Source organism: Eubacterium sp. MSJ-33, from assembly GCF_022174665.1.
In the GTDB taxonomy this organism is placed as follows: domain Bacteria; phylum Bacillota; class Clostridia; order Lachnospirales; family Lachnospiraceae; genus Coprococcus_C.
On record NZ_CP076562.1, the window covers coordinates 1663193 to 1689178 of the forward strand.

Annotated in this window: 18 protein-coding genes and 1 pseudogene; 2 read left to right on the forward strand and 17 right to left on the reverse strand. The window is 44.6% G+C overall.

The annotated features are described in order from the left end of the window. Positions 1-100: 100 nt before the first annotated feature. Genes KP625_RS07875 through mltG form a run of 7 tightly spaced genes read right to left on the reverse strand, consistent with a single transcriptional unit; the run spans position 101 to position 14095 of the window. The gene (locus tag KP625_RS07875) at positions 101-5620 is read right to left on the reverse strand and encodes an Ig-like domain-containing protein (protein WP_238297114.1); all 5520 of its coding nucleotides are present in this window, start codon (positions 5618-5620) and stop codon (positions 101-103) included. A gap of 20 nt (positions 5621-5640) precedes the next feature. Beyond that, a complete protein-coding gene (locus KP625_RS07880; protein ID WP_238297116.1) occupies positions 5641-6462 on the reverse strand; it encodes a hypothetical protein in 822 nt (273 codons plus the stop codon). Positions 6463-6467: 5 nt separating this feature from the next. Beyond that, entirely contained in the window at positions 6468-8672 is a 2205-nt protein-coding gene (locus tag KP625_RS07885; protein WP_238297118.1) for a serine/threonine-protein kinase, read from the reverse strand. Between the two features lie 17 nt (positions 8673-8689). After that, positions 8690-9460, reverse strand: a complete 771-nt coding sequence (locus KP625_RS07890) for a PP2C family protein-serine/threonine phosphatase (protein ID WP_238297119.1) — start codon at positions 9458-9460, stop codon at positions 8690-8692. 1 nt (position 9461) lies between these two features. Continuing rightward, positions 9462-11156 carry an FHA domain-containing protein gene (locus tag KP625_RS07895; protein WP_238297121.1) on the reverse strand — a complete coding sequence of 565 codons (1695 nt, stop codon included), beginning with the start codon at positions 11154-11156 and terminating at the stop codon, positions 9462-9464. A gap of 33 nt (positions 11157-11189) precedes the next feature. Then, a complete protein-coding gene (locus tag KP625_RS07900) occupies positions 11190-12932 on the reverse strand; it encodes an FHA domain-containing protein (RefSeq protein WP_238297123.1) in 1743 nt (580 codons plus the stop codon). A gap of 26 nt (positions 12933-12958) precedes the next feature. Beyond that, positions 12959-14095 (reverse strand): endolytic transglycosylase MltG, encoded by a 1137-nt coding sequence (gene mltG, locus KP625_RS07905; protein ID WP_238297125.1) that lies wholly within the window; start codon positions 14093-14095, stop codon positions 12959-12961. Between the two features lie 118 nt (positions 14096-14213). On the opposite strand from mltG, the gene KP625_RS07910 reads away from it, so the two are divergent. After that, positions 14214-14741, forward strand: a complete 528-nt coding sequence (locus KP625_RS07910; RefSeq protein WP_441316597.1) for a peptidylprolyl isomerase — start codon at positions 14214-14216, stop codon at positions 14739-14741. 104 nt (positions 14742-14845) lie between these two features. Here KP625_RS07910 and KP625_RS07915 read toward each other — a convergent pair whose 3' ends face one another. From KP625_RS07915 to KP625_RS07940, 5 genes and pseudogenes are all read right to left on the reverse strand, one after another. After that, the gene (locus KP625_RS07915; RefSeq protein ID WP_238297127.1) at positions 14846-15607 is read right to left on the reverse strand and encodes an amino acid ABC transporter ATP-binding protein; all 762 of its coding nucleotides are present in this window, start codon (positions 15605-15607) and stop codon (positions 14846-14848) included. Positions 15608-15622: 15 nt separating this feature from the next. Further along, complete coding sequence (locus tag KP625_RS07920) at positions 15623-16258, reverse strand: amino acid ABC transporter permease (RefSeq protein WP_238299923.1); 636 nt, start codon at positions 16256-16258, stop codon at positions 15623-15625. Positions 16259-16438: 180 nt separating this feature from the next. Then, positions 16439-17911: pseudogene (locus KP625_RS13675) on the reverse strand (transporter substrate-binding domain-containing protein); the annotation flags it as partial. A 284-nt stretch (positions 17912-18195) separates the two neighbouring features. Then, a complete protein-coding gene (locus tag KP625_RS07935; protein WP_238297128.1) occupies positions 18196-18453 on the reverse strand; it encodes a hypothetical protein in 258 nt (85 codons plus the stop codon). A 51-nt stretch (positions 18454-18504) separates the two neighbouring features. Further along, on the reverse strand, positions 18505-19248 hold the full coding sequence (locus tag KP625_RS07940; RefSeq protein WP_238297129.1) for a YesL family protein: 744 nt from the start codon (positions 19246-19248) through the stop codon (positions 18505-18507). Positions 19249-19502: 254 nt separating this feature from the next. Here KP625_RS07940 and KP625_RS07945 point away from each other — a divergent pair, with 254 nt between their 5' ends. Then, positions 19503-20759: a diaminopimelate decarboxylase gene (locus KP625_RS07945; protein WP_370641338.1), complete on the forward strand. Its 1257-nt coding sequence runs from the start codon at positions 19503-19505 to the stop codon at positions 20757-20759. Between the two features lie 68 nt (positions 20760-20827). On the opposite strand, the gene KP625_RS07950 is transcribed toward KP625_RS07945, so the two are convergent. The 5 genes from KP625_RS07950 to KP625_RS07970 form a co-directional block, all read right to left on the reverse strand. Next, entirely contained in the window at positions 20828-23374 is a 2547-nt protein-coding gene (locus KP625_RS07950) for a hypothetical protein (RefSeq protein WP_238297130.1), read from the reverse strand. A 1-nt stretch (position 23375) separates the two neighbouring features. Next, positions 23376-23729 (reverse strand): hypothetical protein, encoded by a 354-nt coding sequence (locus tag KP625_RS07955; RefSeq protein WP_238297131.1) that lies wholly within the window; start codon positions 23727-23729, stop codon positions 23376-23378. A 127-nt stretch (positions 23730-23856) separates the two neighbouring features. Next, the gene (locus tag KP625_RS07960; RefSeq protein WP_238297132.1) at positions 23857-24939 is read right to left on the reverse strand and encodes a 6-phosphofructokinase; all 1083 of its coding nucleotides are present in this window, start codon (positions 24937-24939) and stop codon (positions 23857-23859) included. A gap of 89 nt (positions 24940-25028) precedes the next feature. Further along, positions 25029-25628: a recombination mediator RecR gene (gene recR, locus KP625_RS07965; RefSeq protein ID WP_177969666.1), complete on the reverse strand. Its 600-nt coding sequence runs from the start codon at positions 25626-25628 to the stop codon at positions 25029-25031. After that, positions 25628-25978 (reverse strand): YbaB/EbfC family nucleoid-associated protein, encoded by a 351-nt coding sequence (locus KP625_RS07970; protein ID WP_021984746.1) that lies wholly within the window; start codon positions 25976-25978, stop codon positions 25628-25630. Before KP625_RS07970 ends, recR begins: the two co-directional genes overlap by 1 nt. Positions 25979-25986 lie beyond the last annotated feature (8 nt).

The following is a 25986-nucleotide window of genomic DNA, read 5'->3' on the forward strand; positions in this document are numbered from 1 at the left end:
TTTTGTTTCTTACGATTATAATATGCACACGCTTTGTTTGCAAGCAAAACAGGAGCATATCACTATGCCCCTGTCATTTCTTACTCGGTTTTAGCTCCGATTATTTACTTTTTTTCTTCTTTGCGGCTATTGCAAATGCTGCTCCACCGCCACCGATCAATACAAGTGCACCGACACCAATCAATACATACAGGAGTACATGACTCTTCTCTCCATATGTAAAGCCGATTGTTTTCTCAGCCACATTTCCGGCTGCATCATGTGCTTTCATTGTAAGCTTATAGTCGCCCTTATCTGCAACTGTCAGCGTTGCAGCGTTGTCCTTGATCTCAATTGGGGAACCGTTCAGAGATACCTCATCCAGAATATCCTCATCCAACTGCAAAGACACATTGATATCATACTGTGCGTTCTTGATCTCTCCATCTTCCACACCTGTTACAATAAATGTCGGTGCTTTCGTATCCAGATTGAAGTTTACAGTTTCCTCCGCCTTATTTCCAAGCTCGTCTTCTGCAGTAATCTTCATCTCATACGCACCATCCTCAATCTCGGATGTTCCATCATATTCACTGCCATTCAGATACATATGTACATCACAGACTGTCAGGTCATAGATGATATCATTGAGATCATAATCCCATGCAAAGCTTGTCAGCGTTCCTGCGTAAGCACTCAGGACTTTCTCATCAATCACAGGTTTTGTCTTATCGATTGTGAACGATACTTCCTGTGTATCCTCATTTCCTGCTGCATCAGAACAGGTAATCTGGAGTTTATATACACCATCCTCTGTGAAGATGCTTCGAATGATTGTAGACGGTGCAGACGGATTGTAGCCTGTCACCTGAATATTCTCTGTCTTCTCCTTGTAAGATGTTGTATCCAGATAAGTTCTTGTTGCATTGACACGGACTGACTTTGTCAGATAGAAATCCTCATCAATCTGCGCCTGGAACTCTACTTCCTTCGTGGTCTTGTCATTGTTTGATACACCGTTCAGCGTGATGATTGGTTTTCCTGTATCAATTCTAACTGTATAGCTGGTCGCTTCTGCAGTATGACCGGCACGGTCTTTACCAGTAAATGTAACCTTATATTCACCTGTCTCAGTCAAAGATTCCGTGAGTGTTGTCACTCGTGCAGTCGGCTTAAAGTCGATCGTTTTGTATGTAGACTCTGCTGCACTGTCACTTGCTTTCCGTGTGATTGTAATCGTACCGGAAGCATCTTTCCAGAATGCCTCTGTCATACTGAAGGTTAATGTTGTTCCCGCCTTCAGAGTAGAACCGGAAGCAGCGCCACTGATCGTAAGTTCCGGTGCAGTCTTATCAATACGGAACTGTACTGTCTTATCTGCACTTCTGTTTCCTGCCCGGTCGATTGAGTATGCTTTCACTATATAATCGGCCTCATCTGCAAATCCGAAAGAACGATTATCCGTCTTCAAAACATCCGCTGTAACCGGAAGCTGATCCGGGAGAGTCTTAATGAGCTGATAATTAAAGTCACCTACATCTTCATTTGCATCATTCACAGAGAAAGACACAACCGAATTGGATGTGAGATCTACTTCACCCATATTCTCGTTATAAATCATACCACCATTGATAACTGCTGTGATAGCAGGAGCTACCGTATCTTTGATGAACACAACCTGTTTTGTCACTGCCTGGTTTCCGGCTTCATCAATCGCATCAATCCGGATCGTGTGCGCACCTTCGTCGGTTGCTGTATAGATACCCTGATACTTGTTTGTACCCTGTACCGCAGCCCAGTCAACATTCACGCGGCTGCCATTGTCTGTTACGGTTACCTTCGATCCCCTGATGTTCACATCTTCAAAAGTCAAAAGAACGGATACATTCGAGCGATAGAAATAATCGCAATCAGTACCATCGAAGTTCTTGCCCGGCTGCTTACCCGCAGTTGTTCCATCCTGAATCTTCGCCGTCACAACCGGAATCGTATTATCCACACGGAACGAGACAGCCTCTTCACTTGTATTCGCTGCCTTATCTGTCACTCTCAAAGTAATTGTATAATCACCATCTGTCGCGTCCTTACCAAGCAGATCTGTAATCGTGAACCTGCCATCCTGCTTCGTCAGCACCTGATTTCCAGCATCACATAATGTCTTTGTAATATCTGTATCTGGTCCCTGTACTGTGATAGCAGCCACATTCAATGTGTAATCATCTGCTACATCTGCCTGTATATTTACAGTGCCTGCTAACGGATCTGTGAACGCAGTCTTTCCATTGACATTCAATACCATGGTTGGTTTTTTTGTATCTTTCACGAACTCAACCGTCTTTTCCTCTGCATTATTTCCGGCATTATCCTTCGCGTTTATTCGAATTACATGCTTACCTTCCGATTTTGCAACATAGACTGCCTGATACTTATTTGTTCCGTTTACCTGTGTCCATGTTACATTAACAGCATCCCCGTTGTCTATAACATCCACATTTGTTGGAGAAATATTTGTATCCTCATATGTAAGCAGCATTGTTACATCGGATCCATAATAATAGTCACAGACTGTTCCATCGAAGTTCGTTCCGGGCTGCTTTCCTGCGGTTACTCCATCTGTAATCTTTACTGTTACAACAGGACTTATGTTATCCACTACAAACGAAACTGTCTTGAAATTACTGCGTCCGGACTTATCTGTGACGGTAACCGTAATTTCATATTTTCCATCCGCAACATTCTCTTCAAGCAATGCATCCAGCGAATAATTCTTCGAAACAAGCGGTGTTCCCTCTATATCACTGCAGATAGTTTTCTCCACAGAAGATCCATCCGGTTTCACAATCTTTATGGTTGCTTTCTCGATTGTCAGATTGTCAGAAACCGTGGTGTTAACTGATATTGTACCTGCAATCGGATTTAAAAAGCCGATTTCACCATTGACTGTAAGTTCTGCCTCCGGCGCATGTTTATCAACCTTTATCCGATATTCTTTGTCAGCAATCATCTCATTCTGGCACATATCCTTCGCTTCAAACACAAGCTTCGTTCCGGCTACATTCACTGACTCTGGAACATCGATTTCATCCTTTTCATACTTTGTACTTTGATTCGGCTGTTCAACAATCTGAACTATTCCCGACTCAACACATTCATCAAACTGATAGCTTGCACTTTCAAGATTTGATTCCTGCTTCGCCAGATCCTCGCCCGACTGAATCATATATCCAAGTTTATATTCCTGATACCATTTGTCTTCATCAATAGCCGGCGAAACCTTTACGACAGGATTTGTTCTGTCATATAAAATATCTCCAATATATTCCATCTGTCCTGTTACCGCATTTGGACCCGGATATGTGATAGTCTGTGGTTTGCTGTCATATACTTTTATATATAACTGTTCCAAAAACTCATTTACATCCGCATTTCCTGGTAAAACAATCTCAACATCGGCCGTAAAGCGATGGCTGTCAGCATCTTCCGCGTTATTCTCTGCTGCTACCGGATTTGTTTTATACAAAGATCCATTTGCATACAGTTCTACTTTTGAGATACGATATGCCGAGGATATTTGTGTCTTCAAATAAAGCTGCTTATTACTATACTTGCCTTCAAGAACACTCTCTGTCACATCCTCACTTGCGACATTCAGGATTGCCAGCTTTTCTACTTTGAGATTTTCATCAATTTTATTAACGGTTGGAAGCGTCTTCTCCTCTGCACGATTTCCGGCGAGATCGCATGCCGAAACGGTCATAGTTAACCTGCCAGACTCCAAATCCTCCGGTTGGATTACATACCAAAACCGTGTTGGATCTATAGAATCTTCCACAAACTGCTTGTCTCCTGCCTTTACAGTCAAAGGATTAACGCCGCTTCCTCCGCCATCGTCTTTGACCACAACACCATATCGATACTCACAATTCAGCCGTGTTGTATAAGAGTTTCCCGGTATTGTCTTCCATGTTGTTTCACCGTTTTTTCTTTCCTGAAGCACCAAATCCGAGATTGTTGGTGGTGTCTTATCATACAGGACAGCTTTCGTTGAAATCTCCAGTTTTCCCTCAGTGTCTCCATCCATATAAGAAACGATCCACTTATCTACTGTAGTTGAAGCCTCTGTGTCAACTGCAGGAACCTGGTATTCCAATGTCCATGTATTTACTCTATTTGTGTCTTCAGAAAACTCTGTTTTTGTTACGGTGTATTTTTTTTCCTGGGCATCTTTCACTGTAACATTCTTAAAATTCCCTGCTCCGACAAACTCATACTCCACATGAACAGTGTTTGGATCCTTGATCGTTACATTCTTAGCTGTCAGATTCACAGATTCTCCGGACATATTCATAGTTACCTTTGTTAATTTCGTATAGGATGAATCAACCTGTTGAATTTTAAGCGGACATGTAAATCTGGTTTGTGTGCCCATCTTATCTTTCACTGTAACAACAACCGTCTTCGAATCATCCTTGGATAACTTGTCCTTTGGCACAATTATTTCATAAGTGTCATTCGTTTCCTGAACCTTTGTTGGTTTGTCTAAATTTGTTCCATCATCTAATTTTGCAGACAGGGATGTCTCGTCAACCCCGGAAGCACCCTCGCCCGCTTTTTCGACATCCTTGATTGTTACAATATATTTATAGTTTTCGCTGTTACCATAATAGAGATCGCCATCTTTATATTTATCTTTAATGGTCTCGTATTTATCTCCAATCTGTTCTTGCACTTCAGAACATCTAACCGTAGGTCCCTGCGTATCCAGCAAGAGTTGAACGCTTCCCAAGTCTTCGTATTCCAGCACCTTCCCATCCATTATATATGCTGCATACGCATATTTTGTTTTCGGGGTTGAAGAAGTAGCTATCAGGTGTCTATTTGATGTATATGCTTTCGCGTTCTTCAACGTTTCCGATGAGGCAGGTGCATCTGTAACCATATAGCTTAAATAATCAAATACACCATAAACTCCTGCTACAAGATATGCCTCGGATACAAGAGCATCCGCGTTTAAATGATAGTATATACTTGAATCATAGATTCCATCGCGCAAGTCCTCAAATGCAGTATTTACAAATCGGATATTAATAATTGACAATAACACACCGGTTTCTGCCGGATTGCTATCATCTACAGATGCAAATATTGCTATTTTTGTATTAGTTTTTATTTTCCCATCTTCTGGACAGATATAATCTGCACCTGAAAATGGTGTTGCCCCCGTCACCGATCTTACCTCCTTAGTTACCTCCCCTGTAAAAGTTTTAAAGAGAAACTTTACAGTTTTTCCTTCCGGGAGATTTTCGATTGCAGCCGCGCACTCCGGTATTTTTATTGTTGCAACCGATTGCTTACCATCATAAAGTATATATGCCTTATCAGCATCCGAATCTGTCTTATACTCTTTTAATGCATTTTTTTCAGCATCCCATTCAAGTGCAAATGTACCGGTTTCTACCGTAACATCTTTGGTCAGATTTTCCGCAACAAGTGTGGTTGTAGTTTTCCCTTCCGCCTTCGCATCATCTTTTCCAACGTGGTTTGCGAACGGTACGACAAGCATTGCAAAGACAATCCATAAGGCAATAAATCTCTTCAACGGGCGTCTGGATTTTGTTTCTTTCTTCTGATTTCTTTTCATTTTTCTCCTCACCTCCCCGATCAATCTATCGTTTCATCGGAATGTACAACTACTATGTTGTAGATCACTTTTACCTTCTTCGCGAGTGTTCCGGTTGTCAGTACGCTTGTACCTTCCTCGTCATCATCTGCGCGGAGGATATCGGTTGCGTCACCATCTTCTTCTGTCCGAAGAACATCTGTGGCATCGCCATCCTCTTCCTCATCTGTGCGAAGAACATCCGTTGCTCCGTCATCCCCCTCGTCATTTCGAAGAACGTCGGTTGCTCCGTCATCTCCCTCATCATTTCGAAGGACATCGGTTACTCCGTCATCTTCCTCATCATTTCGAAGGACATCGGTTGCTTCGTCATCTCCCTCATCATTTCGAAGGACATCGGCTGCTTCATCATCACCAACCTGCGCGCCATCACGAAGGATATCGGTTGTATCATCTTCGCTTCCCAGCACTTCCGTGGCTGCTTCGTCCGGTTTATCATAATCGTTTACACCCGGACGCAGGATATCTGTCTCTTCAAACTTCTTTTCTTTCTTTGCACGGTCAAGCAGTTCAGTGGAATCATTGCCGGATGCTTTGCGTTCCGCCTTGGAAGATATGGTTTCTTTCGCTGTAATCTTCCCACTGCCCATATTGTAATATTTTTCCTGTTCCTTCTTTGCTATGCTTCCCGGTTTTGCAGTGCCGTCCTGCATCTCCTTCATCGCTTTCTTGGCTGTACTGCCCGTCAGTTCTCCGATTACCTTCGGAATCTTCAACACGATGAATAACACGACTGCCACGATCAAAAGGAGAATCGCCATTACCAAACCGCCATAGAAACATACTTCATATACGCTCTGCATGCCTATCACTCTCCCATCTCTGCGGACTGCGCATCTTCGGATGTTTCATCCGGTGTCTGCGTTCCCTCTTCTTCCACTGCATCATAATTTCCATCTTTGAGCATCTGCAGGGTATCTTTCCGCTTGTACCATGTCTTATTGCTATCGATGCCGCTTACATTTGCTCCATTATCGTACACCTGAACCAACTGTCTTGTCAGATCCGGGATCTTTGCCGGCCACAATCTTGGGTCCTGCTCTTTCGCTTCACAGAGACGGTAGAGATAATCGAGATGCTCCGCATACACGTTGTCGCTCCACTCATTATCTGTTCCAAATACCTTCTCGGCTTCTTCATATACTGCCAGCGCATCATCCGTCTTACCCTGTGCATCATAGCAGCGCGCCTCTGTCATCATCTTGTTATAATAAGACTGGTTGTACGCGTTGACGGATGTTCCGCCGAGTGTGATACTGTCGTCTTCATCGACTTTCATTTTCAGGATACCGATGTAATCCTCGCAGTAACCGATTGCCATAGAATAATAACCACTCGCAACAGTATCATTGTCAGCATTTTCTTTTGCGAGCTGCTCGTAAATCACGATCAGATTGTCATCATACCGATAGTTGAGATCCATGATATCTGACTCATCGAGTTCATTTCCACTGTATTCGCTCAGATCCGTGACTGCCTGCTCCATCACAGTGCTTGCCTGCTCTGCAATACTTGCGCCGATATCTTTGCCGACATTCGTACTGTAGATCTCACCGATGATACGATAGTTGACAAACTTGGTGGCTTCCTGATTCGTGAAGTTGTTCTCATTATAAGTTGCAAAATCATTGACTGCCTGCATCAGCTCCGCCGCATCGGATGTACTGTCAGAGCGCAATTCCGATATAGACTTATAGAAGCTTGCAAGCTTTCCGTATTCTGCGTCCTTCTCATCAATCATCGCAAAATACTTTGCCGCCTGACTGTAAGAACGCTCTTCTTCAAAATATGTAAGTGCTAATTTGTAAAGCACGGCACTGTTCTTCTCAACGCCTCCATGCTTGCTGCTGATTCGGTTCGACACCAGAGTCAGTGCATCATCCAGATTCAAAGCGGACTCTGTGCCAGCCGCTTCTGCTTTATTCTTAGCATCAATATACGCCTGTATGTACTGCTCGTACGCTTTTTCTTCGGAGCCGTCCAGCTCGATTGCCTTCTTGAATTCTGCAGTACCCGCTTCGTAATTTTCTTCCCGGCAGTAATTCATACCGTTCTCGATGTACTGATTATAGTTGTTCAGCTTTATCTTCTGCATTCCGGAATATCCGATTCCGGCTGTCACACCTGCAACGATTGCAAGCACTGCCGTCGCAGAGAACAAGGCTAATTTCTTCTTATTCTTCTTACGATAACTGTCATCGAGCTCATCGTAATGCTCCAACGCATACATCAGCTCTGTACAGTTCTGATAACGGTCATCCGGATCTGCCTGTGTACATTTTAAGATAATCTTCTCCAGACCGGAGGAAAGCATCGGGTTCCACTCCCGGATCGGTTTCATCTCATATGGCGGCTCACATGGGTTCTTTCCTGTCACGATATGGTACAAGGTTGCACCCAGATTATAAATATCGGTTCTGGCATCCGTGTTATAGATACCACGTCCTTTTGAATCACCAAACTGTTCCGGCGCTGCATATCCTCTCGTACCAAGTGCAGTTGTATCCGCGTTGTTCTCGATCTCGTATTCCTTCGCTGTACCGAAATCAATCAGTTTCACGCCGCCTTCCGGCTTGATCATAACATTCGAAGGTTTCATGTCCCGGTAGATAACCGGTGGATTCATGTTATGCAGATAATTCAAGGCACTTGCAAGCTGCAATCCCCATTCTACAACCAATTCCTGTGGCTGTGCGCCTTCCTTTTTCAAGCGGTCCTGAATCGTATCACCTTCGATGTAATCCATTACAACGTAGATTGTTCCGTCCTGATTGATGATATCTACGATTCGTGGCAATACCGGATGATCTACATTCTTCAGGATATTCGCTTCTCGTTCCAATCCCTTGAGCAAAGTCTTCGCAGATTTTTTTCCATCATTTTTAATCTCTTTGACTGCCCACTGTTTATTCAGACGTTTATCACGGGCAAGATATACGATAGACATACCACCGCGGCCGACTTCCGCCAATATTTCATATTTTCCGTCTAATACGGTTCCTTCCTTCGTCATGGCAAATCCTCTCTATATTATATCGTTCGAACCATAGCTACCGTGATATTATCACGCTCCCCGCGGTTCTTTACCAACTCCGTCAGATATATCGCTCCATAATTCATTTTTTCTTCATCTGACGCCTCATCCGGTCCGATCTTCTCTATGATTTCTTCCGGTGAGATCACGTGGCGGAATCCATCAGAGCAAAGCATATAGACCGCATTTCTTGTTGCCGTGCCTTTCGTAAACTCCGGTTCTACTACCGGTGATGCTCCAACACACTGCAGCAAAACACTTCTTCTCGGATCAACCTTTGCCTGTTCCGGTGTCATACGTCCCGCCGCAAGCTCACGTGCGATAAATGTCTGGTCGTTCGTTAACTGCTTCGCGGTCTTTGTAAGCTCGTAGACCCGGCTGTCTCCTACGTGTACGATAAAATACTGGTCTTTATACAGCAGAATCGCGGATACCGTCGTACCAAGCTGCAAATGATTTTCTTCCCCGTATGCTCCTAACCGCTTGTTCTGTGTCTGTATAATCTCGTCCCACTCTGTCACGAGTTTCTGTTCTGTAAATGTTCCGTTCTGTATCTCGTCTACCAGCGTATCATCAAACCATGTACAAAATGCTTCGATAACCTCTTTACTGGCAACTTCCCCTTTTGCAAGTCCGCCCATGCCATCACATACGATTGCAAACGCCACATTTCCCTCCTGTGTATTCACGACTTTAATCGCAAGAGAGTCCTGATTTGTTTCCTTTCTTGTGCCGACATCCGTGTGATATGCTGCAATATACTCCATATTACTCTCCTTTTCTCAGAAGGAATGTAAATTCCTCATCTCCCATTCGAACCTCTGTCTTGTGTTTTAACAGCGTTTCTTTTCCCGGCTGTAATTCTACGCCATTTACATATGTATGATTGGTAGAATTGTTATCTTTGATATAATTAACACCATCTCTCTGAATGACGGTACAATGCTCACGGCTGATTGCACTGTTGTTCTCGATTGTATAATCTGCTTTCGTCTTTGATTTACCGATTACAAATTCCGGCTTTGTAATGTTGATAACTTCGCCTGTAGATTTCCGGATAAAATGCGGAATCGGACGTGCGCCTCCAAGCTGGCCCATCAAGCCACCATTTGGCATCTGTGGTTTCGGCATCTCCGGCGCCTGTGGCTTCGGCATCTCCGGTGCCTGTGGCTTCGGCATCTCCGGTACCTGTGGTTTCGGCATCTCTGGTGCCTGTGGTTTTGGCATCTCCGGTGCCTGTGGCATCGGCATCTCCGGTACCTGTGGTTTCGGCTGACCCATCGGCGGTTTCTGTCCGTTCATCGACTGTGGTATTGGCTGACCCATCGGCGGTCTCTGCCCGTTCATCGGCTGTGGTATTGGCTGACCCATCGGCGGTCTCTGTCCGTTCATAGACTGTGGCATCGGCTGACCCATCGGCGGTCTCTGTCCGTTCATCGGCTGTGGTATTGGCTGACCCATCGGTGGTTTCTGCCCATTCATCGGCTGTGGCATTGGCTGACCCATCGGTGGTCTCTGTCCGTTCATCGGCTGTGGCATTGGCTGACCCATCGGCGGTCTCTGCCCGTTCATCGGCTGTGGTATCGGCTGACCCATCGGCGGCACCTGTCCGTTCATCGGCTGTGGTATTGGCTGACCCATCGGCGGTCTCTGTCCGTTCATCGGCTGTGGTATTGGCTGACCCATCGGTGGCACCTGTCCGTTCATCGGCTGTGGTATTGGCTGGCCCATCGGTGGTCTCTGTCCGTTCATCGGCTGTGGTATTGGCTGGCCCATCGGCGGCATTCCCTGTGGGCGCATATTATTCATCACGCCAACACGGTTTACTTTGATTTCTTTATTCTGAGCATCTGCATTTGCCGGTGTATCTGCTTCTTTTTTCAATCCATTGTCCCTTGTGTAGAAAAGACCGATTTTTTCCATCTCCGCATCCACAAGTTCCTTTAATTTCATATTAGAATAATGATCTGCATTGATCAGAGTCAAAATTCTTGCAACATAGTTGTCCTTGTCCTCTTCATCAAAACGCATCCGTGACACGATTCCACGGAAGAAATTCGGAATATCAGACTGTCCCAGTGCGTCCTGCTTGACAGGAACCATAATACATTTTACTGCCAGACTGTCCGGTTCCACATAAATATAATTTGTATCACGCACAAGATAACTGATCTGCACACCTGCAGCGCCAATCTCAAACGCACACAAAAGACCTTTCAGAATTGCAAGAACATCCGCCTTCTTCAATGTGTGCTTCAGCATAACTTCCAATGTGTTGTCATGATGTACATAAGAAATAATACTTCTCTTTCCATCTTCGTCCTTATACTGGAATGGTATGATATTTCCAAGCTGGGCAACCTTGTCGGATACCCGGTCATCATATGCATCTGCTGCGCCAAGCTGATATTCCACCAGCGTCATTCCGTTCTGCTTTGAAACATTCAATTCTAACCCCTTCATTTGCTACCTCCTCGTAATATGAAATATCCTTAATTAGCGAATCTTAAATGTAAACTCCTCATCTGCAAGCCTTATCAGGGAATCATGCGTCAGGATTTCCTCTACACCGTCCTCCACGCGTTTTCCATTCACATATGTATGATTTGTAGACTTATTATCTTTAATGTAACATACCCCGTCTTTCTGGATGATAAAAGCATGCTGGCGGCTGATTGCTCCGTTTCCACCAACTGTATAATCCACGCCTCTGGTTGCCTTTCCAATCTTGAAGATTGCTTTATTCAGCATAATACGTTCCTCTGTGCTGACACGAATCAGATACGGCAGAGCTTTTGGTACCCCGCCTGTCGTCACTGCACCTACAGCATCCTTCACAATTTCTGTCACAGATTTGTTCAGGATGGAAGAACTCTTTGGTTTCTTCTCTTCATCCTTTTTCTTCTCGATATTCATATCTTCATAAATATCTTCGATGACAGGAACCTTAACATTCTCTGTCTGATCGGCAGCCTTGGTCTCCACAATTGTCGGAGCCTCCGGCACTTCCTGCTGTGTTGTCTCGGCTGCTTCTGCCTCTGCTGCCTCCATCTCAGCCTCCGTCTGCTGGATAATTGCTGCACGGTTTACTTTTACTACATTGCGTTTGATAACCGGCGGCTTATTCTCAAGAAAATTATCCAGATCTTCCAGAGTCTGAATATTCTTTGTTGGCTGTGGCTGTGGTTTTGCCGATGGAACCTCTCCTACCAGTTCCTTGATACGGTCTTTAATCACATTAATATCTGACTCTTTTTTATTCGTCTTAAGCTGCAATTTCTCGTTTCCACTCGTTGCAGTCTCCTCTTCTTCCGGTTTTACCTGAGACAAAATCTCTTCTGTTGCAGAAGGAATCTCTGTTTTCTCTGCAACCGGTGTTGATTCCGGTTCTAAATCCTGTGTCTCTTCCGGTGCAGGAGCCGGTGTCTCTTCTGCTTCTGAAGCATTTACCTGCATTCCTGCCGGGAGAATACTGTCAAGTTCTTCTTCCTCTTCGACTGCTTCTGCCGGTTCTTCTTCCTCTTCGTCCTCATCATCCCCAATCTCCGGAAGCGGTGTATCGTTCTCCTCGAGATTGTTCATGATGTCATCGATATGTTCCGGAACAGCTTCGTCCTCTGCACTTACGACCTCCACGCCGTCTGCATCGATAGCCCCTGCTTCCTCAAAGCTGATGCCTTCTTCTTCCATCAAAGCCTCTGCCAGACCGATCAGTCCGCGCAAATTGAAGTTATCACCGTTAATATAGGTGAGCAGCTTGCCGACATAGTTCAGGTCTTCCTCTACATCGTATTTCATATTTGCAAGCAGCTGACGCACAAAGCTCTTAAATTCAACAGAAAGCGCACCCTTGCTCTCAATCGGCAGGCACAAAAACTGTACGGTTTTCTTGTCTGCATCTACATAGATAAATCCACGGTTAAGCAACACATACGAAAGCGGGACCGCCTGTTCCTTCAGGGAGATCATCTCCTGTGCCACATTGCGAAGTATCAAAAGCACACTCTCACAGTCATGCTCATCTACAATATACTCCTCCAAAGATACCTTTCCCGTAATCGGATATGTCAGGTAATCGTAGTCATCATCTTCTTCGTAAATAATCTCCACCAGTTCTTCCGGTGCATTATCCTGACAATAATCAAGCACATCCTCATCTAACTCACAATCGTCCCCCATTGTGTATGATAAGTATTTTTCTTCGCCTATATTACGTGCTTTAAAATTAAAAGTTCTCATAACGTCCCTCCTAACACATTATTTTTCTATTGCGATTCCTCAGTTTCCGATTCTTCCGATGATTCATCACCCTCTGTAGTTACACCATTCGGTCCACCGATAATCTGAGTGTCAATATGCTCCTCATAATCCTCTGTGAATATATGCGTTCCCGCTTCTTCATCTCCCACATGATAGTACAGATAATTGTGTTCCTGCGGATACAACACCGCATTGATGCAGGCAATACCCGGATTACATATCGGTCCAACCGGGAGTCCGGCATTCTTATACGTATTATATGGAGAATCAAGTTCCAGATCTTCATACAAAACCTGACTCTTGTCATACATTCCGTTTGTGAGTGGATACAAAACCGTCGGACACATCTGCAGCGGCATATCCGCCTTCAGACGATTGTTAATAACGCCTGCTATGATCGGCCGTTCCTCATCTACCTTTGCCTCACGTTCCACAATAGACGCACGGGTTACGACCTCGAATGCACTATACCCAAGCTCTGCTGCACGATCCTGTAAATCCTGTGTGTAGTAGTTCTCAAAAGTCTGCAGCATCCAAGCAACCAGCGACTCCGCAGTTGTAGACTCGTAGATATCATAAGTAGCCGGGAACAAAAATCCCTGAACTTTATACTTTACATTTGCGCCAGCCGGAATATCTTCCAGATACGGAAAATCCGATCTTGTCACCGATTTACATGCATTCAAAAATTCTGTTGCACTGCAAATTCCCTGTTCTTCACACCGTGCAGCAATCATCTCTACAGTAAAGCCTTCCGGCACGACCAGATAATCAATCGGTGCATTCTCTTCATAGCTTGGACTCATCGCTGCCATCATCTCCAGCGTTGTCATACCTGTGTTCAATGTATAGGTACCGCCATGCAGCTTGCCCCGGTACTCCGAATCCTGCAGACGTTTCGTAAATGCCCTTGGATAATTGATCAATCCGTTTTCCTTCAGGATTTCGGCAATCTTCTTTACCGATGCCCCCTCCGGGATCTCCACCGTCACATCAACGCCCTCTCTTGACTCGGTTCCTTTATATTCATACATATAATCATCATAATATGTTCGGAGATGTTTATAGGTCAGATTGGCAAGTGCCAAAATTGCCACGACCAATATGATTCCCTTGACTATTCTAACTGCTGTTTTTCCCACGGTCAGTACCTCTTCTTTGCATTTTAGTTTACATAACTTTTTAAAAAATTACATACTTGATGTAATTTTACAATAATGGTATTATACTATCATCTTTTAGATAAAATTACAAGAAAGGATGATAAATTTGAGTAATCCAATTGTTACAATGACGATGGAATCCGGCGATGTTATGACGTTTGAACTTTATCCGGATATTGCACCAAATACGGTGAAGAATTTTATATCTCTGATAAAGAAAGGGTTTTATGATGGTTTAATCTTCCACCGTGTGATCAGCGGTTTCATGATTCAGGGCGGATGTCCGGACGGAAACGGTACCGGCGGTCCCGGATATTCAATCCGCGGTGAGTTCGCACAGAACGGTTTTGCAAACGATTTGAAGCACGAGCCGGGCGTACTTTCCATGGCACGTACCATGATGCCAAACTCCGCCGGCTCCCAGTTTTTCATTATGCACAAGAACAGTCCGCATCTGGATGGAAGTTATGCTGCTTTCGGTAAGATTGTGGATGGTCTGGATATAGTAAATAAGATTGCCGACGTTCCAACCGACTACATGGATCGCCCACTCGAAGACCAGCGTATCAAGACAGTAACAGTCGACACGAAGGGTGTCGAATACGATGAGCCGGAGAAGATGTAAAAATATCTTGTAACGGACGCACAGCGTACAAAAATAGAAATCCCCTGCAGATATGTTTCTATCAATCTGCAGGGGATTTCTGTTTCTGTAGGTCTTATACATCTCTACATTTCTTGCATCTTTTTCAAAAACGCTTTGGCACGGTCTGTCCTCGGATTATCAATCACATCCTCAGGTTTTCCTTCCTCGACGATAACTCCTCCATCCATGAAGATCACGCGGTCGGATACGCTTCTGGCAAAGCCGATCTCATGCGTTACAATCACCATAGTCATCTTCTCTGCCGCCAGTTCTTTCAATACCTTCAGAATCTCCGCAGTCAGCTCCGGGTCGAGCGCGGATGTCGGTTCATCAAAAAACAGCATTCTTGGCTTTAGAGCAAGTGCACGAGCGATTGCTACTCTCTGCTGCTGTCCGCCGGACAACTGGTATGGGTAATAATCCCCTTTATCTTCCAAATTCATCTTACGAAGCAATTCCTTTGCCTCCGCGTAGACTTCTTCCTTATCACGCTTCTGCACGTGAATCGGCGCATCCGCGATGTTTTTGAGCACGGAATAATGTGGAAACAGGTTAAAATTCTGGAATACCAGCCCATAATAGCTCTGGATTTCTTTCAGATCTGTTTTATTCGCATAAACCGGTGCCCCACTGTCTGAATTGACAGCCTCCTTTCCACAATATATCATGCTTCCGCCATCGATTTTCTCCAGCATTGTCATACAGCGAAGGAACGTAGATTTTCCTGAACCGGACGGACCGAGAATCGAGATTACTTCGCTCTCTGCAACCGACATACTGATATCTTTTAACACTTCGAGATCATCGAAGCTTTTCTTTATATTTTTTACTTCCAGTAAATTCATCGTAGCCCTCCTGTTCTATCGATAGTAATTCATACGTTTCTCGATTTTCTCCATAACAAATGCAACCACAAAGTTAAAGATGTAATAGAATACACCCGCAATAAAGAGCGGCATGATCGTCGTCTGTGCGGCTGCCACCTGCTTTGCCAGCGTGAACATCTCCGTATAAGAGATTGCAAATGCAAGAGAGGTGTCCTTAACCAGTGTGATAACCTCGTTTGTGACAGAAGGCAGGATATTCTTTGCCATCTGTGGGAATACGATCTTGAAGAACGTCTGACTCTTACTGTAGCCTAAGATCTGTGCAGCCTCATGTTGTCCCTGTGGTACTGCCTGAATACCAGAACGATAAATCTCTGCAAAATATGCTGCATAGTTCAGGGCGAATCCAATGATAACCGCCTGGAAACGATAGCTTGTCGTAAGCGTCGCACCAAACAGATAATACGGTCCGTAAAATACTACAAGGAGCTGTAACATCAGCGGCGTACCACGTGCGATGGAGATATAGAACTTCACCAGCCAGCGGATTGGCGCGATCTTACACATTCTGCCTGCCGCAACTAAAAGTCCGAGTGGCAGGGAGAAAAGAAGGGTAAGGAAGAAGATCACAAGAGATGCGAGCAGACCTTCTGCAAGCTGCTTCGTGATTGAGCAGAACTTATCCCAGAAGTTCGTATTCTTCTTACTTGTGGATGCACTGTCTGTTACAGTTGCCGCAACGGCATTTTCATCCCGTACCTGATCATCCGGTGACAGGCAGATAGATTCCTCAAGTCCCCATTTTTCTGCGATTTCCTCAAATGTTCCATCGGCAAGCATATCAAGCAACGTTGCCTGTACTTTATCACGGAGCTCGGTATTTCCAAGCTTAAATCCGATTCCGTATTCCTCGGAAGACAAACGATCCTCGAGCATCACGAATTTATCCCCACGGGATTCGATCTCGTAGTTTGCAACACCGATATCCATGCAGATTGCATCAACCGCACCGGATTCCAGATTCATAAATGCGCTGTTGTAATCACCCACCTGCTGCAAATCCTTGAACGTCTTAGCAAGCGCCAGATTCTCCTCACTTGCATCCTCACCGGTCAAGGCTGCGAGTGCAGAACTGTCTGCCTGTACCGCAACCACCTTATCTGCCAGATCGGTAAGCTGTGTGATACCGGAATCCTTACGCACGACAACGACCTGTGAATTATCGACATACGGCGTTGTCCATGTGTAAGCATCTTCTCTTCCATTCATCGTAAACCCGTTCCAGATACAACTGATTGAGCCGGAATTTAATTCCATATCCTTCGAGTTCCACTCGATTGGCTGTTTCTTTAAGATCCAGCCGTTCCGGTCACATACTTCCTGTGCCAGATCCAGATCAAATCCAACGTACTCGCCGTCATCGTTCTTATATCCATATGGTGGGAATTCCGCATCGAATCCGACAACAAATGTATTGTCATCTGCAGTTGTCTCCTCCTGCACCTCATCGTCTGCGGTCAGGCAGATAGATTCCTCCAATCCCCATTTCTTTGCAATCTCCTCAAATGTACCATCGGCAAGCATGTCAAGCAGTGTTGCCTGTACTTTATCACGGAGCTCTGTATTCCCCTTTTTAAATCCGATTCCGTATTCTTCGGAAGACAGGCGGTCCTCGAGCATCATGAATTTATCCCCACGGGATTCAATCTCGTAGTTTGCTACACCGATATCCATGCAGATTGCATCAACCGCACCGGATTCCAGATTCATGAATGCACTGTTATAGTCACCTACCTGCTGCAGATCTTTGAATGACGCACAGAGTATTTTGTTTTCCTCGCTCGCATCCTCTCCGGTTAATGCTGCCAGTGCGGAGCTGTCTGCCTGTACCGCAACCACCTTATCAGCCAGATCGGTGAGCTGTGTGATACCGGAATCCTTACGGACAACAACGACCTGTGAATTATCCACATATGGTTTTGTCCATGTATAATCATCCTCTCTGCCATTCATCGTGAATCCGTTCCAGATACAGCTGATTGAACCGGAATTCAATTCCATATCCTTCGAGTTCCACTCGATTGGCTGTTTCTTTAAAGTCCAGCCGTTCCGATCGCACACTTCCTGTGCCAGATCCAAATCGAATCCAACGTACTCGCCGTCATCGTTTTTATATCCATATGGCGGAAATTCTGCATCGAATCCAACAACAAATGTATTGTCTTCATTTTCCTCTGCTTTCACAGGCACCGATACCAGTGGTCCGAGCAGCAATGCCATCATCAAGATTGCGGTTATTATCCGCTTAAGGTTTGTCTTCATGTCCTTCCCCTCTCGTATTTTGTTCCCTTGTTATGTATACCGCGTTCCTTACACAAACACAAGTGCCTACATCATAATCTTTTTCCTATTGTATGTCAACGAAATACGCATGTCTTACAGGAATCCGGCTGCGATTCCGCTTACTGCCAGCAAAAGTCTTGGTCATTGAGCAATATCAACCGTTCCCGCCGCATGCACCCACGCCCCTAATATACCGAGATTCAAAAACAGGATACACCCGGCGTATATTGTCAGCATATATCCCGCATGATGCAGCACGCCTATCACACAGATGATATCAATTCCAAATAAAAGCAATGATGAAATAGCAGAGAGCCATATTCTCCGTGCAGCAAAAGCTCCGCAGCTGACCGGTACAGAAAAAATCCGACGGCACACACACCAAGCACATAATTCTGCGCCCGCACAATACCATCCATATCTGTCACATGCATCATACAGTTATCAAAGAGATATTCCGTGCCTAAAAACACAAAGAAAAAGACAGCAAGCAATATAATACTGATATAGTTTCGCCTCATTGATATATTCGCTTTCATCTCCGGATATCCTTCTTTGCCCTCTCCTGTTATTTACTCTTCATCTTCTGAATCATCGGAATCTTCATCCCCCGATACGTCAGTATCTTCCTCTTCATCATGAATCAACACACTATCATCATATGCATGCAGATCTTCTTCCGGAAGATATGGTTTAAAGCACCGGAGCATGATATAGCCCCACAAATATCCAACTAACCCGAATCCAATAATAACATACACGATCAACGAGATAACCGTATCATAATAAAAGCACCATGCAATCACCAGATATGTGAGCATCATCAGGAGCGTCATCGGGAAATTCTTGATACTCATCAGAAATCCGTTGCGCAGCTGCGTCTTCACCTTATTATCGAACTTTGCCTGCAAAGCAAATGTATACATAAACGTCATAACCGCCAATGTCATTAACACCACACTCACAAACAGAAAAGGTTTCGCCATACTGTTTCCGGTGTTCTTCCACTGTGTCAGCCAGAACCAGATATCAACGCCCAGTATAAAAAATACAACTAAAAACAGCATCCACATACCGGTTGCCTGTTTGAAGTTCTGTTTGAAACTTCTTGTGTAGAATTTCCAGACATATCCATCATCCCCGGTAATTCCTTTCATCGCTGTATAATAAAGCGCTGTAAACGCCGCTCCAATCGTCACAACCGGGATGCAGGAAAGCACGAAGAAGATTGAAAGAAGCATTGCATCCGCCATTCTGCTTAACAGCTTTATAAATATATTGTCGTAATTTACTCCTGATTCACCACTATCTGCCATCTAATTAACACTCCTATTATCTCATATTTGTCTGCAGCTGTTTCCGGAAGAAACAGCCATTTGCATGTTCTCATCATCTACGTGATAACTGCACATAATAATTTATGATACCATCTTCGATATTTATTTTCAATTAGATATCAAGTTTTTTACGCCATTTTACTTGACAAAACGCAGTTTTACTTCTAGATTATAGAGAGTGTGAATAAAAGGACTTATACATAGAAAAACCTACTACATACAGGAGGAATATCATGAAGACACCATTTGTAACGAAAGCACAGATCGAAGAGATCGTAAAGACATACCCGACTCCGTTCCATATCTACGACGAGAAGGGCATCCGTGAAAATGCAAGAAAATTAAAGCAGGCATTTGCATGGAACAAAGGTTATAAAGAATATTTCGCAGTCAAGGCAACTCCAAACCCAACCATCCTGAAGATTCTAGCAGAAGAGGGCTGCGGTACCGACTGTTCTTCTTATACAGAACTTCTGATGTCAGAAAGACTTGGTATCACAGGTTCTGACATCATGTTCTCATCGAACGACACACCTGCCGAAGAGTTTGTTCTGGCTAAAAAACTCGGTGCGAACATCAACTTAGACGATTACACACATGTACAGTTCCTGAAGGATACCTGTGGTGTTCCGGAGACAGTATTCTGCCGTTACAATCCGGGCGGAACCTTCTCTATCTCCACAACGATCATGGACAACCCCGGCGATGCCAAATACGGCATGACGAAGGAACAGTTGTTCAAAGCATATACCGAGCTGCGTGACGCAGGTGCGAAGAAGTTCGGTTTGCATTCGTTCCTTGCAAGTAACACGGTCACGAACGACTACTATCCAACCCTTGCAAAGATTCTGTTCGAGGTCGCTGTTGAGCTGAAGGAAAAGACCGGCATCGAGCTTTCCTACATCAACCTGTCCGGCGGTGTCGGTATCCCTTATACACCGGATAAGGAAGGAAATGATATCTTAAAAATCGGCGAAGGCGTACACAAGGTATTCGATGAGGTGCTTGTCCCTGCAGGACTTGGCGATATCAGCCTGTTCACAGAGCTTGGCCGTTTCATGCTTGCCCCTTACGGACACCTTGTTACAAAGGCAATCCACGAGAAGCACATCTACAAGGAGTACATCGGCGTGGATGCCTGTGCAGTCAACCTGATGCGTCCGGCTATGTATGGTGCTTACCACCACATCACAGTCCTTGGCAAGGAAAATACACCTTGCGACCACACCTATGATGTGACCGGTTCCCTATGTGAGAACAACGATAAGTTCGCGATTGACCGTACGCTTCCGAAGATTGACATGGGCGATTATCTTGTTATCCACGATACCGGCGCACACGGTTTCGCAATGGGTTACAACTACAACGGCAAGCTCAAATCCGCAGAGCTTCTGCTGTGTGAGGACGGCAGCGTAAAGCAGATCCGCCGTGCCGAGACACCGGAAGATTACTTTGCAACCTTAGATGGTTTCTGGGATGTAGAAGTATAAGAATAGATATATTTCGATAATTTTCTGTATCACAAAAGGCGCTGGGTATCCAGCGCCCTTTCTATTTTTTACTGTACACTAAACGTATACATTGTATTACTCTGTAAACTCAGCGAGTTCTCAAACACTTTCCGTGTCACCTTCACTTCTTCCCCAAGCACCGGATCATAGTACCGGATATGCGTAGAATTGTAGCTGATTACAAGCACGTAACGCCCGTCATCGATACGTGCAGCAAACGGAATATCCCGGTCAAGGAAATATAACGCTGTGGATAAACTGATTCCGGAGATATTGATGCCGACACCGTTCGTATAATCCTCGAACACCTTCTCGAACGTTCCACTCGCGATTGCATCCGATACCTCCAGCGTACCTCCTGCATAGTCCGCACACATATACGCACATGTAAGCAACGACTGACTCACATCCGGATTCGGCGTCTCCTTGATGGCATCCGCAACGGTATTATAACTATCCGCCGCCAAGCAGCGATAAATCGTATTTCCATTGCTGTCCACCACAAGCCCGGCTTCATCTTCTACTACACGTGTGATTGCGCTTCCCGCCGTCTCATATTCACCCTTATATCCGGCATTATCAAAGACATAATAAGTTCCGGCACGTGTCTTGGTTGTAACCTGCATCTCCTTGAAAAACTCCGACTGGCTGTATTTTGTCTTTCGGTAGCTTGCTGAATCCGGGAGATAGATATTCGATGGAAACACAACATCCAGAATATCCCATGCATAACTGTCATACGTTGTTGTCGTTGTAATCATCTTGTTATTTTGTTCTTTTTTGTAGGAGATGTAATCCTGATCGATTTCCTCAAAGAACTGGTTCTGCTTTCTTGCACGCGTCAAATAAATCGTATCTTGCCCTACAGATGCATTCATGATATAAACGCCATCCTTCGTATAATCCTTCTTCTGTTCCCCATGGTCACTCATGATAAACAATTCATACAGCGGTAAAATTGCCTGTCCATCGGATGTTGTGATCACATCTGCCTCATGCGCGATTCCATAAATCAAATCATTTTCCACGAAGCCTAATGCCAGCAGTAAATCTCCGTTTGCACAGGTCTTCTCGTAGGACTCTCCCGTCTCAAAGTTCTGAATCGTAATCACTGTAACCTGATCTTCCGCCGCCGCATTTGGGTATGCAATCAGCTTACGATTCGCAGACACCAGATATTTTGCGGATGGAATATCTGTTACAAGTGCCGTCTGCGTCATATCCGCAAGTGAAACCTTATACAATGTCTCATCCAGCAGATAATAGAATTCATCTGCCTGTGCATTGTAATACGTAAAACGCCCGGTTTCCTTCTTCATAATGTCATAGCTCTCATCACACTCCACAAAGAACAGTTCCTTTGTTGTCATAGACTCCGTCGAATAATAATAAAGTGACATTCCGTTTTTGCCTTCATGCTCGCCTCGATTCATATACCCATACACAACAAAATAGATATTTCCATCTTCATCCATATCTGCAATATTGATATCCAGATTTGTATTCAATGTTCTCGCATCCGAGAAGCTATCCTGTGGGTAACTGAATATATTCGTAAGTTCATTCGTACTATAATTATACATCCACAACTGCCCCAGACGCACAAATGCCAGTATATTATAGTCTGCAGAAGTCACGTATTCTGCTTCCTCGTTTGTCACACCCATACTGATGCTGTTTCGGTCTTTGCTGATATATCCACTATCAAAGAAACTCTCCTGATACCTGTCAAAGGCGAGCAGATCCACCGTCTCTGCACTGCGGTCATATGTGGCATTATAATATTCATCCACCTGATAATAATGAGTCTTCGCATCATTCACAGACTCTGCCACATAAGACATGTGAATCACCGCATATTCTTTGTCGACCTCGGTGATTGTCGGGATAACACCTGTTATGACAACCGGATTGAGCCCGCCCCATGTAATCTGTTCGTATGTCGCATTCAGATCCACATGTGCCAGGCTGGATGTCGTTCCTGCCTTGTCTGTTTTCAGATGATCAAATACAATATTTCCCTCTGCTTCATTTACTTTTTTTACAAATGTCGTGTTATGAAAATCCGTAGCAAAATCTATAATTTCCCTTGCATGCTGCTCTGACAAATTCACGACTCGGTTATAATAGCGAACTTCCGTACCGTCTTTCGCAGTGATAATAAACACAAACACATACTCCCGGTTCGGCTGCATGTCCATACGGAAATTCACATCATACCGTTTACGTCCATCCACTATGTTTCCGGCTGTCGCGTCACCACGTTCTACCAGAGAATCACCGGCGATACTTCGTAATTCATATGTGAATGTCTCACCGTATTTTCCCTCATTATCAACCAGCGCGGTCACTCCATGGCTGCTGTTTAATGGTACGATTCCTTCCCGCATCAGACTCGTTGACATCGTCTGCGTATATCCACAGGTTCGATTAATCACTTTTCCGTCGAATTCCAGATACACATACGGAAGCGTCGGCTCGTCCAACTCCTTTGATACACGGTCTAACCCCGCATTATTCAATTTATTGACAAGAAAAGCTGTGCCCACTGCTACCGCAATGAACACAAGCACTCTCAATAAAAACCGTTTCATTTTAGAAATATTTTCTCCTTTTCCGATATCTGCATCGACGAATATAGAATTCGTGACAGACCATAATCTCTATCATATGCAGCAGAGTCTCATCTGCCCCCTTGTAGCTGACCTTGTCATAGATTTTCTTCGCGATTGCAAACATGGATACTTTATCAGGATACACCGCAAACATCGGACTGCCTTCATATTCCAGCCGGTCACAGGCATCTTCCACCATAACCAGAATCATCTTCGCGCGCATCGGATACATGGCTCGCAAATATGCACGGTCTTCTTCCAGCTCTTGTTCATCCACAACCATAAGCTCCGGAGACCGCAGTCTGTGTACATAGATTTCATCAATTTCTTTCATGGAAGCCTCTCACATAGAATTACATAAATAGACAATCAGTTTGCGGCTGATTGTCTATCTGTTTTTCTTATTCTATGCACAAGGCCCGAGATATGTGCTGCTTACATCAAGCTATGATTCATGCCATTTATTCGTCACCGAAAGAAATGCCAAGTCTTTTTGCGTATTTTACAATACTGTCATCTTTTGATACATATTTCAACTTTCCGGCAGACTCTTCCATCGGAATTGCTGTCACTTCATTGTTACGCATAACAACAAGCTTGCCAAAATCCTTATTCTTAATCAGTTCTACCGCTTCCGCACCGAACAGACTGGAGATTACACGGTCATAAGAATCCGGGCTTCCGCCTCGCTGTGTATGTCCGGGAACTGTCACACGGATATCCATACCAGAATATTCCTTAATCTTATCTGCCACTTCATATGCAACAGATGGATATTTCTCCGCTGCTGCTGCGACTGCCGCCTTGCGCTCCTTCTTTGGAAGTGCTGCAACTTCCTTGGAGATCGCACCTTCTGCGACTGCAAGGATAGAAAATCCTTTTCCCTGCTTGGTTCTTCTGTCAAGCGCTTCGCATACCTTCGCAATATCATATGGAATCTCCGGAATCAGGATGATGTCTGCACCGGATGCGATACCAGCATGCAGCGTAATCCAGCCTACCTTATGTCCCATAACCTCTACGATAAATACACGGTTATGTGAGCAGGCAGTTGTATGAATACAATCGATTGCCTGTGTAGCTACATCCACAGCACTCTGGAATCCAAATGTCATATCTGTACCCCAAATATCATTGTCAATCGTCTTTGGCAGTCCTATAACATTCAAGCCTTCCTGTGACAGGCGGTTTGCAGTTTTCTGAGAACCATTTCCACCGAGAACAACCAGCGCGTCAAGCTTGAGCTTGTTGTAATTTTTCTTCATTTCTTCTACTTTATTCAAGCCTTCCGGTGTTGGCTCATCAATCAGCTTGAACGGCTGACGGGAGCTGCCAAGAATTGTACCGCCCTTTGTCAGAATCCCTGAGAAATCTGACGGCTTCATCTTCACATAATTGCCATATATCAGTCCTTTGTAACCTTCTAAGAAACCATATACTTCCACATCATCAAATGTGTTATAAAGTCCCTTCGCCACGCCTCGCATTGTTGCATTCAGCGCCTGACAATCTCCGCCACTTGTCAACATACCAATTCTCTTCATACCACAACCTCCTTAATATGTATTTCCACCACCATACAATCCATGGCAGACTCCAGGATTTATCCGCATGCTATCTCAGATATATCCAATTACAATACAGTTCTTCCTTCCAGCGCCCGAAGCAGCGTCACTTCGTCGATACACTCCAGATCACCACCGACAGGAACGCCACTTGCAATCCGAGTCACTTTAATCCCAGACGGTTTAACCAGCTTTGATATATACATCGCGGTTGCCTCACCTTCCACACTGGAATTTGTTGCAATAATTAACTCTTCCACATCTTCCTGTTCCAACCGAAGAATCAGCTCTTTCAACCGGATATCGCCGGTTCCAATTCCCATTGCCGGATTAATTACACCATTCAATACATGATACACTCCCTGATACTGCCCAACGCGTTCATACGCTGCAAGATCTCTCGGAGTTTCCACTACCATAATCAGTTTGTGATTCCGTTTCGGGGATGCACACACCGGACATAACTCCTGATCTGTAATCGTATAACAGGATTTGCAATACCGGATATGCTTTTTGGCATCTGTAATTGCTGCCGACAGGCTCTCCACCTGTTCTTCCGGCATATTGATAATATGGAACGCCAGCCGCTGTGCAGTCTTTCCGCCGATTCCCGGAAGTCTTCCCAATTCACCAATCAGCCGGTTTACTTTCTCTCCATAAATATCCATTAGAACGGTAATCCTCCACCAAGTCCGCCGGTAATCTTACCCATGGAATTCTTCTGATCCTCATCCTGCATGCGGATTGCTTCATTCATCGCTGCCATAATCAGATCTTCCAGCATTTCAATATCATCCTTATCGACAACTTCTTCATCCAGATGTACTTCGGTAACTTCCTTCTTACCGTTGATTTTCACCTTGACAACTCCACCTCCGGCAGTTGCCTCATATTCCTTCTCTTCAAGCGCTTTGGTGGTTTCTTCCATCTGCTTCTGCATCTTCTGTGCCTGTTTCATCAGATTGTTCATATTTCCGGGCATCATACCCATTCCACCGTATCCACCTCTTTTTGCCATGTTCAATA